The 11,901-nt window shown below is 66.0% G+C and carries 12 protein-coding genes; 3 read left to right on the top strand and 9 right to left on the bottom strand.

The genetic code is table 11. The features are described from left to right. Window positions 1-24 precede the first annotated feature (24 nt). The 3 genes from ACEWQ0_RS12945 to ACEWQ0_RS12935 form a co-directional block, all read right to left on the bottom strand. On the bottom strand, window positions 25-549 hold the full coding sequence (locus ACEWQ0_RS12945) for a hypothetical protein (protein WP_476485536.1): 525 nt from the start codon (window positions 547-549) through the stop codon (window positions 25-27). 111 nt (window positions 550-660) lie between these two features. Further along, window positions 661-2,019, bottom strand: a complete 1,359-nt coding sequence (locus tag ACEWQ0_RS12940) for a leucyl aminopeptidase family protein (RefSeq protein WP_476485535.1) — start codon at window positions 2,017-2,019, stop codon at window positions 661-663. A 51-nt stretch (window positions 2,020-2,070) separates the two neighbouring features. Then, on the bottom strand, window positions 2,071-2,550 hold the full coding sequence (locus tag ACEWQ0_RS12935; protein ID WP_476481383.1) for a DUF2937 family protein: 480 nt from the start codon (window positions 2,548-2,550) through the stop codon (window positions 2,071-2,073). 204 nt (window positions 2,551-2,754) lie between these two features. Between ACEWQ0_RS12935 and ACEWQ0_RS12930 the strand changes: the two genes are divergently transcribed. Next, window positions 2,755-3,855, top strand: coding sequence for a GGDEF domain-containing response regulator (locus ACEWQ0_RS12930; RefSeq protein WP_476481384.1), 1,101 nt, complete (start codon window positions 2,755-2,757; stop codon window positions 3,853-3,855). A gap of 1 nt (window position 3,856) precedes the next feature. On the opposite strand, the gene ACEWQ0_RS12925 is transcribed toward ACEWQ0_RS12930, so the two are convergent. The 6 genes from ACEWQ0_RS12925 to ACEWQ0_RS12900 form a co-directional block, all read right to left on the bottom strand. Beyond that, window positions 3,857-4,474 carry an ABC-type transport auxiliary lipoprotein family protein gene (locus ACEWQ0_RS12925; protein WP_476481385.1) on the bottom strand — a complete coding sequence of 206 codons (618 nt, stop codon included), beginning with the start codon at window positions 4,472-4,474 and terminating at the stop codon, window positions 3,857-3,859. Continuing rightward, complete coding sequence (locus ACEWQ0_RS12920) at window positions 4,474-5,439, bottom strand: MlaD family protein (protein ID WP_476481386.1); 966 nt, start codon at window positions 5,437-5,439, stop codon at window positions 4,474-4,476. Before ACEWQ0_RS12920 ends, ACEWQ0_RS12925 begins: the two co-directional genes overlap by 1 nt. A gap of 1 nt (window position 5,440) precedes the next feature. Next, window positions 5,441-6,238, bottom strand: coding sequence for an ABC transporter ATP-binding protein (locus tag ACEWQ0_RS12915; protein ID WP_476485534.1), 798 nt, complete (start codon window positions 6,236-6,238; stop codon window positions 5,441-5,443). Next, a complete protein-coding gene (locus ACEWQ0_RS12910) occupies window positions 6,235-7,329 on the bottom strand; it encodes an MlaE family ABC transporter permease (protein WP_476485533.1) in 1,095 nt (364 codons plus the stop codon). Before ACEWQ0_RS12910 ends, ACEWQ0_RS12915 begins: the two co-directional genes overlap by 4 nt. A gap of 113 nt (window positions 7,330-7,442) precedes the next feature. Further along, on the bottom strand, window positions 7,443-8,732 hold the full coding sequence (locus ACEWQ0_RS12905; protein WP_476485532.1) for a M12 family metallo-peptidase: 1,290 nt from the start codon (window positions 8,730-8,732) through the stop codon (window positions 7,443-7,445). 65 nt (window positions 8,733-8,797) lie between these two features. Then, on the bottom strand, window positions 8,798-10,153 hold the full coding sequence (locus tag ACEWQ0_RS12900) for a Do family serine endopeptidase (protein WP_476481390.1): 1,356 nt from the start codon (window positions 10,151-10,153) through the stop codon (window positions 8,798-8,800). Between the two features lie 223 nt (window positions 10,154-10,376). On the opposite strand from ACEWQ0_RS12900, the gene ACEWQ0_RS12895 reads away from it, so the two are divergent. Together ACEWQ0_RS12895 and ACEWQ0_RS12890 are read left to right on the top strand one after the other, a co-directional pair. After that, window positions 10,377-10,979 (top strand): HNH endonuclease, encoded by a 603-nt coding sequence (locus ACEWQ0_RS12895; protein ID WP_476481391.1) that lies wholly within the window; start codon window positions 10,377-10,379, stop codon window positions 10,977-10,979. Further along, on the top strand, window positions 10,979-11,896 hold the full coding sequence (locus tag ACEWQ0_RS12890) for a 5'-3' exonuclease (protein ID WP_476485531.1): 918 nt from the start codon (window positions 10,979-10,981) through the stop codon (window positions 11,894-11,896). The genes ACEWQ0_RS12895 and ACEWQ0_RS12890 overlap by 1 nt, the downstream gene beginning before the upstream one ends. Window positions 11,897-11,901 lie beyond the last annotated feature (5 nt).

The following is an 11,901-nucleotide window of genomic DNA, read 5'->3' as shown; positions in this document are numbered from 1 at the left end:
TGGACCGATCGGGTGGTCAGCGGTCTACTGCGGCTCACCGTCGTCGTCGGTTGCCTCGTCGGCGCGCTCGGCCAGTCGATCCCAGGCATCGTTGGCTTCCTGCCAGGCTTCCCGCGCTCTGGCGCTGGCGCCTTCCCAGGTATCACCGGCCTGCTCGCTGACCTTTTCCCAGGCTTCTTCGGCCCGCTCGCGCGCCTGCGCAGCAGCTTCCCGCGTTTCCTGCCAGGCCTCGCTGCCCTTGTCGTCGGCGGCGGCAAGCGCCTCTTCAGCCTTGTCGCGGGCTTCTTCAGCCAGCTCGCGTGTTCTCTCCCAGACGCTGTCGTCAACGGCGTCTTCAGCGGCCTCGACACTCTCGTCAACCGACTCGGCCGCACTCTCCCCGACCTCCCGGCTTCTGTCCCTGACCTCGTCAAAGGCGTCGGCGGTCTTCTCGCCGGCCTCTTCCACGGCTTCGGCCGCCTTGTCGCCAGCGTCCTCGATCTGATCAGCTTCTTCGGACTGGCAAGCAGCCAGCGCCAGAACGGCGACTGCAATCCACATGTAACGCATGATCTCTCTCCTGCTTTGTGCGCAGCCTGTGCGCGTTGTCCACCAGTCTTTATCCTAACCTCATTGTTGCGCCTGCAACACCCCCCGACGCCGGCCGCGGGCGCATGCACCTCAACCGTAGACCGACTCCAGCCACTGCCACATGCTGCGCAGCCCCTGCACCTCGCCTCCGGCCGGACGCCCGGGGCGATCCGACTGATTCCAGGCATAGATATCAAGGTGCAGCCAATCGACATCAGCGGCCACGAAATGATCCAGGAACAGCGCTGCGGTCACGCTGCCGGCAAAACTCGAGGTGCCGGTATTGGAAAGATCGGCGATGGCTGGTTCGATCTGCTGGCGATAGGGCGCGAACAGCGGCATGGGCCACACCGGGTCCTCCAGCGAAAAGCTCAGATCCTGAATCTCCCGGACCGTCGCGGTGTCGCGGCCGTAGATGGGCGGCAGATCTTCGCCCAGGGCAACGCGTGCGGCCCCGGTCAGGGTGGCAAAATCAATCACGCGCTCAGCCCCCTCTTCGCAGGCCAGGGTGAGCGCATCCGATAACACCACACGACCCTCTGCATCGGTGTTGCCAATGGCCACGCTGGTGCCCTTGCGGGTGGAGATGATATCCGAGGGCCGATAGGCATTGCCCGCAATCGCGTTCTCCACCGCCGGAATGTAGACCCGCAGATTGACGTCCAGGCCCATGGCCATGATCACCCGCGCGAGGCCGAGCACGTGCGCGGCACCGCCCATGTCCTTCTTCATCAGCACCATGCCGGCGCCGGGCTTGACGTTGAGTCCGCCGGAATCGAAGATCACGCCCTTGCCCACCAGGGCCAGTGCCGGGGCATCGTCGCGCCCCCACTGCATGCGGACAAGGCGCGGATGGCGGCTGGCGGCCTGCCCGACCACGTGTATGGCCGGGAACTCGCGCTCGAGCCGCGCGCCCTCGATGACCTCACAGCGGGCGCCGTACTCGCCGGCCAGCTGGTCGGCCACATCGGCCAGCTCGCCCGGCCCCAGATCATTGGCCGGAGTATTGACCAGATCGCGTATCTGAAAAGAGGCGTCGAGCAAAACCCGCAGGCGCTTCTCGGCCCCGGCTTCTACCGCCAGACGTGCCGCCGGCCGATCCATTTTCTTGTAGCGATCGAAACGGTAGCAGCCCAGGCCCCAGCCAACGGCAGCGCGCTCAACCTCTTCGCTCGACCAGTCGCTTGCCAGCCGATAATCACCCGCGGGCAGCTCGCCGGGCAGGTGGGCAAGCGCCCAGAGCCGATCATCGCTTTCACGCCCGGCAAGAATGCAGGCCAGAGCGCCCTGATCGTCGGGTACCGCCAGAAACGTGCCTGGCCGGGCGCTGAAGCCGCTGGCCTCGACCCAGCTGCGGCCCGTGGCGTCGGCCTGCTCTTTCCAGGAGGCCAGCGTTTCGGCATCCAGGGAGTGAATGGGAATGGCGCGCTCGGGGGATACGCAGAACATGCTGACTCCGCTTGGTTGAATAAAGTCCTCAAGGATAGCAACTGCCGCGCCTCAGCGCGCGCGCAGCGAGCGCCGGCGTCGCAGCAGCAGGCCGGGCGACTTGATCAACTCATAGGTCAGCAGCGCCAGCACAACGCCAACGGCGGTCCAGATCAGGGAGGGTGCATCGATGGGCAGCGCAGGCGTGAATGCCTCCCAGGCGCGCCGAGCGATCGCGGAATCGCCGTGTTGCAGCATCATGATCGGCTGCAGCAGGGGCGAGGCATCGGCAATCGCGGCATGGGTCGCCTCCAGCTCGGCCACGCGGTCGGCAAAACCGCGCACGGCCTGCGCCCGCTCCGGCGCCGTCAGCTCCGGCACCAATACGCCGCGCTCGACCAGCTCGAGCGTTCGCCGGGCTTCGTCCAGATGCCCTCCCAGACGCTGCAGATAGGCGTGGGTAAACGCCGGCGCCTGGGACAGCCCCATGCCGCCGCCGGCCCCGCTCACGGCGCTGCCCAGATTGTCGAACTTGCGGCCAATCCATCCCATCTGCGCCAGTCTCTGGCGCCCCGGCGGGCAAGTCAAGGCCGCATCAACGCCTGCCGCTTTGTGCCGTCAAGTGACCGCTGCCGTCACCGGCCCGCGGGCAAAAGCCGCCCGGCAATGCGTGGCCGAGGCGGAATCGGACGCCCGTGTCGCTGATGCAGTCCAAACAGAACACCAACATGGCACGAGAGCTGCAAGGAGTACGGCATGGACACGCACACGCAATCTTCTTCGCGGCAGCCGCGAATCCTGTTTGTCGACGACAGCCGCCTGATGCGGGCCTGCGCCAATCAGATACTGGGCAAGCAGTTTGATCTGGTGCTGGCAGAGTCGGCGGAACAGGCCTGGGATCTTCTGCAGACCGACCCGCGCATCGAAGTCGTTTTCAGCGACCTGGTGATGGCCGGCAGGAGCGGCTTCGACCTGCTCCAGCAGATCAGGCAGGCCGAGCAGGCCCGCCTCAAGGAACTGCCCCTGGTGCTGATCACCGGTCAGGAAGACGGCGAGGCCAAACGCAAGCACGCGCTGATGCTCGGCGCTACCGACTTCATCTCGAAACCGTTCCAGGCCAGCGAACTGACTGCCCGCGCCAAAGCCTATGCGCGCAGCGGGCGATCCGCCAGGCGCCTGCGCCTGCTCGAGCAGGCGCACCATATCGACCCTGAAACCGGGCTTGGCAATCGGCGTTACTGCGAAGAGCGGCTGATCCAGGCGATGAGCTTCGCCAGGCGCCATCAACAGCCGCTGGTGCTGATGCATCTGCGCCTGTCAGGGCTCGGAGAACTGCTCGATGAGCTTGGCGAGCGGCACGCCGCGCGCGCGCTCGAGCGCATCGGCGACACCCTTCGGCAACGCATTCGCCGCGAAGACACGGTCTTCCGGACCGAACCGGAAACCTTCAGCTTCCTGCTCACCGCTACCGATGCCGAGGGCGCCCGGCAGCTGCAGCAACGCTTCCTGCCCGATCTCGACGCCCTGGGCCTGAGGCCGGCTGGCGAAGCGCTGGGGGTGGAGGCCGGCTTCATCATCCAGACGCCGCCGCCGATGAACGGACGCGACGGTGCCCAGATTCTCGAAGACGGGCTGGCCGGCAAGAGCCATCCGCCGGAGCCGGCGCAGGACGATGACGAGGCGGCGCCCGACATCGAACAGGCGCTGGCCATGGTCAAGCAGGGCCAGGCAGAGCGCCTGCAGCCGCATCTGCATTCGCTCCGGCGGCGTCTGCAACCGCTGCTCGAGCTGATCGAGGCCGAAACTGCCGGCAATCGCCACGGCCGCGGCGGCAACGGCAGCCGCACCGCTCACTGAATCAGCGCTCGGCGCCCGAAGCTGTCGCTGTGCCCAGCCGCCCCTGCAGCCAGTCGGACAGCTCTGCAAACGCCCGGCGCAGGCTCGATTCCAGGGCCGGCAGGGCCTGATCGATGGCATTTCCCTCGGCTGACTCGTGGCGAACCACCCGGTGGGTTGCCACCAGCCCGCCGCCGGCGTCGAACAAGCGCGCCGCGATATCGAACTCGGCGCGCAGCCCGGTTTCGGTTTCTGCAAACTCGAAGCCGTGCATGACCAGATCAAGGCGGTAGTCCGCGGGCAGGCTGCCATATCCGCCCACCGTGGCGACGCGGCCATCGAGATATTCAATCAGCATTGTCTGCACCAGATCCGGTGCCCGGTCGATCCAAGCCACGCCTGCCCAGGGCAGCAGCGTGCGCTCGCGGCGCAGCAGGATACGGCTGGAATCACGGGTACGGTCGGTACGCGGACGCGAAATGGCCAGCGTGCCGTTGTCACCCGGTTGTTCAGCCGCGGGTTCTGCGTCCAGCTGGGGGGCGATCAGCCGATAGCGGACCTCGCCGCCACCCAGCATGCACGAGCTGGCCAGCAGCGCGACAGTCAGGCACATCAGCGCCCGGTAGACAGAATGTTTCATCAGGGTTCGTACTCCTCTGGCCGCTCATCACCCAACAGGAAGCCGGCGGGGTTGCGCTCGAAACGCTCGGTCACGGCAGACAGCTCGTCGATCAGCTGGCGCATTTCCTGCACCGCGGGCCCAAGCGGGGTGATGACCTGGTCGCCCAGGCCGGAAAAAGCCGCCTCGTTGTCGGCCACGAGACCATCAATGCGTTCGCCGGTCCGGGCCAGGCGGCTCATCGCTTCGCGCAGCGACTCGGCCGCCTTGGGGAAAGACTCCAGCAGCACCGGCTCGATGCGGGCAAACGAGGCGGATATGTCCTCCACCAGGCCGCGAACCTCGCGAATGAGCGGCGCCAGCTCCTCGCTGGTCCGATCGAGGTTGCGCACAATCTGACCAAAGCGGCCGCTCTCCACGTTGAGCGCCGCGGTAAAGTCCTCGATGTTGGCCAGCGCGGCGCTGACGCGTTCGCTGTTTTCCTCGCTGAGCACCTCGAGCAGGCGCAGCATCACCTCGCTGGCGGTACTGGCAATGTCCTCGGAGGCCTCCATCAGGCGCTGCAGGCCCGACTCCTCGGCGATGATCACCGGGCGCTTGCGCTCGGGATCGGCCTTCAGCGGCGGGCTGTCGGCGCTGCCGCCGCGCAGCTGGATGGTCGACACCCCCGTCAGCCCGGAGGCCGAAAGACGCGCCGTCGTATCCTGACGCAGCGGCGCCTGTTCTTCCAGGCGAATGACGGCAATCACCCGCCCGGGATCATCCGGCGACAGGCGCAGGTCGCGCACGCTGCCCATGGTGATGCCGTTGTACTGCACGCTCGATCCGGACGCCAGGCCGGTCACCGGCTGCAGGAAGTGCACCTCCAGCTCCTGCCAGGCCTCGTCGGCAGCCCACTTGGCGGACCACAGGCCGACGAGCACCAGCAAGACCATGCCGGCCAGGGTGAAGGCTCCGATCAATACGTGGTTGGCCCGTGGCTCCATATCAGTTTGTCCCTCCTGCCTGCGCCAGCCTGGCCTGGCGTGCCCGCGGGCCGTGGAAGTAGTCCTGGACCCAGGGATGGTCAAAGGCCTCGACTTGTTCGAGACCATCGTTGATCAGCACGCGCCGGTCGCCGATGACGGCAATGCGATCGCAGATACTGTAGAGCGTATCAAGATCGTGCGTGATCAGAAACACGGTCAGGCCAAGCGCGTCGGTCAGGGTACGCAACAGCCGGTCGAAATCGGCAGCGCCAATGGGATCGAGCCCGGCGGTGGGTTCATCGAGAAACAACAGCTCGGGATCGAGTGCCAGCGCCCGCGCCAGGCCGGCGCGCTTGCGCATGCCGCCCGACAGCTCCGAAGGATACTTGCCGCAAGCCGTCAGCGGCAGGCCGGTCAGACGAATCCTGAGGCGGGCAAGCTCGCAGCGAAGCGCGCCGTCGATCTCCGGATAATGCGTCTGGATCGGCACCTCGACATTCTCGCGCACGGTCAGTGAAGAAAACAGCGCGCCGTCCTGGAACAGCACGCCGGTTCGGCGCCGCAGCGTGCGCAGCGACTCTCCGCTGCCGTTGACCCGCTGCCCGAACACTTCGATGAGGCCGGACTGCGGCTGCAACAGCCCCAGAATCGAGCGCATCAGCACCGACTTGCCGCTGCCGGACCCGCCCACCACGCCGAGGATCTCGCCGCGCTCGACGTCGAGATCCAGCCCGTCGTGCACGGTCTGGGTGCCAAAACGGTTGACCAGCCCGCGAACCCGGATCACCGGGCCGTGTTCCGCTGCTGCCGCGCTCACCAGCCCAGCTCCATGAAAAACACCGCCGCGAAGGCGTCGATGATGATGACCAGGGTAATGCTCTGCACCACCGCCGAGGTGGTGCGCTCACCCACCGACTGGGCGGTTCCGGCCACTTTGAGTCCTTCCAGGCAGCCAATCAGCGCAATGGTGGCAGCAAAGATCGGCGCCTTGCACAGGCCCACCAGATAGTGCTGCAGGGTGACGGCCTCGCGCATTCGGGCAAGAAACATCTCCGGCTCGATGCCCAGCCCCAGCACCGAAACCGCCAGGCCGCCGGCAAACCCGGCCAGCGTGGCCAGCAGCCCGAGAATGGGCAGCATGATCACCAGCGCAAGCAGCCGCGGCAGCACCAGCAGAACGATTGGATCCAGGCCAAGCGTGCGCATGGCATCCAGCTCTTCACGCGCCTTCATGGTGCCGATCTGGGCGGTAAAGGCGCTGGCGGTGCGCCCGGCCATCAGAATGGCGGCCAGCAGCACGCCGAATTCGCGCAGAAAGGAAAAGGTGATCAGGTCGACGACGAACAGCTCGGCGCCGAAGTCGCGCAGCACCGTGGCGCCGAGATAAGCCACCACGGCGCCGACCAGAAAAGCCAGCAGGGCCGTCAGCGGCAGCGCGTTCAGGCCGGTCTGCTGCATATGGTGAACGGTGGGCGTCACGCGCCACTGCGACGGCCGGAACATGGTCGTCGCCAGGCGGCTGAGAGCCAGCCCGAGAAAACCCACGAGCCGGCCAAGGTGGTATCCGGCGTGCGCCACGGTCTTGCCGATTCCGGCCAGCCACTCCTGCCACAGCGGTGCCGGTGCGACCTCCTGCTGCCAGTCGCCGGCCAGCGCAGCGGCCACGGTCTCGAACAGCGGGCGGTGGGCCGCCGCCAGGCGAATGTTTTCGGGCTCGACCGACAGCGAACGGGCGGCGCGGATCAGCAGATAGGCGCCGGCGGCATCCAGCTGCTCGATGGCCGAGGCGTCGATCTCGCGCGCCGCCTCGCCGGCGCGCGCCACCACCGGCTCGAGCGCAGCCGCCTGATCCAGCCGCCAGTCGCCCACGGCAAGCCGGCGCTCGCTGTCGGCGGAGTCGGTTAGCAATTGAGCGGAATCGACCATACGAAATGGCGAGTAATCAGAAAAGTGACAGCTGTGACTTTAGTGTACCCCGGCAGCATTCGTGGTCATTTCAGCAATTGATACGTTTGGCGCTATCAGCGCTCGAAGCGGTCTTCGAAGACAGGCGGGTTTTCATCCATGATGCCCAGGCAGGATGGCGTATTGGCGGCAACCTTCTGCAGCAGCCGGGACTCGACTCTTGAGTGCAGCTCGAATTTGTTGCTACCGCAGCCTGCGGAACTGACATGACAGTAGCTCATCAGCGTGCCCTGGCTCCCGGCCGGACAGCTGACCGGGCCGGAATAGCAGCCCGACTCCGCGGCATAACACTGATCGATCTCGGGTTGATAGCAGTGCGTGTGCGATGAGCCGAGGTTATGCCCCAGCTCGTGCGCCAGCAGCTGAGCGCTCTTCTCGACCGCCACCCCGGCGGAGTGGAACAACTGATTGACGCTGTAGCTACCACCATAGGCCCCTGTGCGGCAATAGGTGTCGAGCCAGGCAATGCCGGAAGCCGAGTCGCCCGAAGACGAGTTGCCTGAAATCAGGGCGGCATGGGTGCGGTCGATATGATCCATATTGCTCGCCCAGTAAGCGCCGAATTCATCGAGATGCGCACGACTGGCGCTCGAGTCCTTTTGTGAATACGGATCCGAGCCCACCCGCAATATGGTGGGGCCCTGCAGCATCCGCAGGTTCAACTGAGACTCGAAAACCGTGTTCGTGGCCACCATCAGTTCTTCGACGTAGGCGGTCGCTGCGGCTTCGTCGTTGCCAAAGCGCTTGTCCAGCCATTCAGCGTCGGTATCCAACGCCAGCACGCCGTAGCGCAAGCCGCCCTGGCGGGCGGCATGCAGCGCATCGCCTGCCGGTACCGGCGGCTGGTCCGATGCATGGTCAGGCTGATCCAGCGCCAGATTGCCGCAACTCTGGGTCAATTCGACGCCCGTGGGCAACAGCGCGTCAACGCCACGGGCTTCGATTTGCCAGCCCCTGTCGCTGCTCAGGTGCAGCGCCTGCATGCCCAGGGCGGTGATCAGCGTGCCGTCCAATCGCAATCCGACCGGGTCGAACAACAGGCCAACGCGGGTGGACTCGCGGCCTGGGCGCCTGCCCATGAAGACCTTCCGGCGCGGATAGTCGAGCACGGCCAGCTCGCCGTCGCGAACGACCTGCACCCGGGCACCCGGCGCTCTGAGCTCGATGCGCTCGAGCACGACCGTACCGTCGATGACGCCACCGAGCAGGGCGGCGTCAACCGCAACGGCCTCGCCAACGGCGACGCGATCGAGCGCCAGCAGCAGGCGCTCCGGTGTTTTGATTGGCGCCGCAAGCGCCGCCGCGCAGGGCAGCAGGCAGGCGAACAGGCACATCAGGATCCGCATGGACATTCTCCCGGGCAGTCAGGTTGCCGGAAGCAGTGTACCCCGCCGCCCCGAAGGATCCGCAATCAACCCAGAGGCACCCGATAAGCCCCGCCCCGGCGGTGAATTTCCAGCGTCAGCTCGTGGCCTTCATCCAGCGGAAAGAGGGTTCGCATTTCGGCAAGGCTGCGCACCCGCTGCCGATTGACGCCAACGATCAGGTCCCCTGAGCGCAGCCCCGCGTTCCAGGCCGATGAGTTGCGGCGAACCTGCTCGATCAGCACACCGGCGGCGCGGGCGCGCTCGGGAATCCGGACCAGAGCGGCGCCCTCCAGGCGTTCGTCGAGACGCCGGCCGGAGATGCGCTCATCGAGATTTTCCTCGATGCGCACGCGGGCCGCCTCACGCCGGCCTTCGCGCAGGTACTCCACCCTCACGCGACGGCCAACGGCCAGCAGACCCTCGATATTGCGCAGTCCCTGGGCGTTCTTGACCGGCCGGTCATCGACCGAAACGATCACGTCACCGGCGTTGAGCCCGGCCTCCAGCAGCGCCGACTTCTCGTCCATGCGGGTTATGACCACTCCCTGCGTGGTCTCCAGGCCGAGCGCCTCGCGCAGCTCTTCATCGAGATCCTGCACCTCCACGCCAAAGGAACCACGTCGCACTTCACCATGCTCGATCAGCTGCGCCATGACGTGCTCGGCGGTGCTGACGGGAATCGCGAAGCCGATGCCGACATTGCCGCCCGAAGGCGTGAAGATCGCCGTATTGATTCCGACCAGCTCGCCGCGCAGGTTGATCAACGCACCGCCGGAGTTGCCGGGGTTGATGGAGGCGTCGGTCTGAATGAAGTTCTGATATTCCAGCCCGCGCAGCCCGCTGCGTCCGAGCGCGGAAACGATTCCGGAGGTGACCGTCTGCCCCAGGCCGAAAGGATTGCCGACGGCGACCACGAAGTCCCCGACCCGCAGGCGGTCGAATTCATCGAGCGGCAGCTCGGCCAGGTCGTCGGCCTCGATGCGGATCACGGCCAGGTCGGTGTCGCGATCGGAGCCGACAAACTCGGCCGCCAGCTGGCGCCCGTCCTGCAGGCGCACGGCAATGTCGTCAGCGCCTTCGATGACGTGATTGTTGGTCAGCACATAACCGCCTGCGGCATCGACAATCACGCCCGAACCCAGGCTTTGCTGCTCGCGCTCGCGCGGCCGCCCCGGAAAATCGAAAAAGCGACGGAAGAAAGGGTCATCCAGAAGCGGGCTGCTGCGCACCTGAACGCGGGTTGTGGTGTGCACGTTGACCACCGCCGGCATGACCTCCTCGAGCACCGGCGCCAGCGAAGGCAGTGGCTCACCGTCGACCGCTGCCGGCAGCGCCGCGGTCGCCGTGTGCAGGCTCAACAGCAGGGTCAGGAACAGCAAAATGCGAAAGCTGGTTTTCATCTATGGCCCTTTTGGTGATGGAATACCGAGTGTCAATGATGCCGCCTTGGACTGATCGGACGGTCGCCAGGTTCACTCCAACCGCCGGTGGCCGCAAAGGCCCGCGGCAGGCGGGCGGCCGCGGCGAACAGGGTTGCAATTGCCCGCAGAATCCGGATGATGTAAACGTCGCCGGTTTCGCTGTCCCCAACATATTGGGCACGAAACGCCTGGAGAACACAATATGCTGAACCTGGACCAGCAAATACTGCGCACCGATGTCACCGGAATGCCGCTTGAATGGATCGGCTACCAGCATGCGGTTCGTCTGATTGTGCTCAACCAGGTCCGCTACGCTCTGGGCCGCGTGCTCTATCGCCTGCACGGCGGCATCAACGCCGGCAGCGGCCGGCGCACGGAAATCCCGATCAATGCCATCATCGCCACTCAGGGCCTGCATCCGGATGCCCATCGTTTTTACGACCGCTACACGCCACCGCTGTCGAACCGCGCGCTTTTCCGGCGCGACGAGAACCTCTGCCTGTATTGCGGCGAACAATTTCCGGAGCGCGCCCTGTCGCGCGATCATGTTCATCCGCTTGCCCGCGGCGGCGCCGACACCTGGGCCAACGTCGTGACCGCCTGCAAGCGCTGCAACAACCACAAGGGCTCGCGCACGCCCGAAGACGCCGGCATGCAGCTGCTGGCCATTCCCTTCACGCCCACGCATGCTGAATACGTCTACCTGCAGGGGCGGCGGATCGTGGCCGACCAGATGGAGTTTTTGCTGGCGCACTTTCCGCGCAACAGCGTGCTGCGCAAACGCCTGACCGCCACCGCCGCCTGATGCTCGACACCGGCAGCAGCCCCAACGGCCCGCAGCGGGCCTACCTGATCGATGCCAGCCTGTACATCTTTCGCGCCTGGTACAGCATGCCCGACCGCTTTGCCGATGCCGCCGGGCGGCCCACCAACGCGGTCTACGGTTTTGCCCGCTTCTTGTGCGAACTGCTCGAACAGACCGAAGCCCACCACGTGGCGGTGGCCTTCGACGAGTCCCTGACCAGCTCGTATCGCAACGAGATCGATCCCGAATACAAGGCCAACCGCGAACCCGCGCCCGAAGCACTCAAGCGCCAGTTTGCCTGGTGCCGCGACCTGGGCCGGGCGCTGGGGCTGACGGTGTGCTCCGACAGCTATTACGAAGCCGATGACCTGATCGCCACGCTGGCTGATCAGTGTCAATCGCGCGGGCAGTCGGTGTGCGTGGTCACCGGCGACAAAGACCTGACGCAATTACTCGTCGATGACGACCACTGGTGGGATTTCTCGCGCCGGCGGCGGCTGGACTGCCGCGGCGTGTTCGAGCACTTCGGCGTCCATCCGCATCAGATGGCCGACTTTCTCGCGCTCACCGGGGATGCCGTCGACAATATCACCGGCGTGCCCGGCGTCGGCCCCAAGACGGCCAGCGCGCTGCTGGCGCACTTCGGCAGTCTGGATGCAATCTACCAACGCCTTGATGAAATCGCCTGGCTGAAGATCCGCGGCGCGAAAACACTGGCGGCCCGGCTGCGCGAGCACGAAGCCGCTGCGCGCCTGGCCCGGCAGCTCACCGGGCTGCACTGCCAAGTACCGCAGCTGGCCGCGATCGGCGATCTGACCCGTGGCAGGGGCGACGGCGACGCCCTCGACGCCCTGCTCGACAGCCTCCACTTCGGCCGTCCGCTGCGCGAACGGCTGCACCGCCTTTCACCGAACTGAGGAAT

It is taken from the genome of Wenzhouxiangella sp. YN9, assembly GCF_056324165.1.
This window is presented reverse-complemented; position numbering and strand designations above follow the sequence as displayed.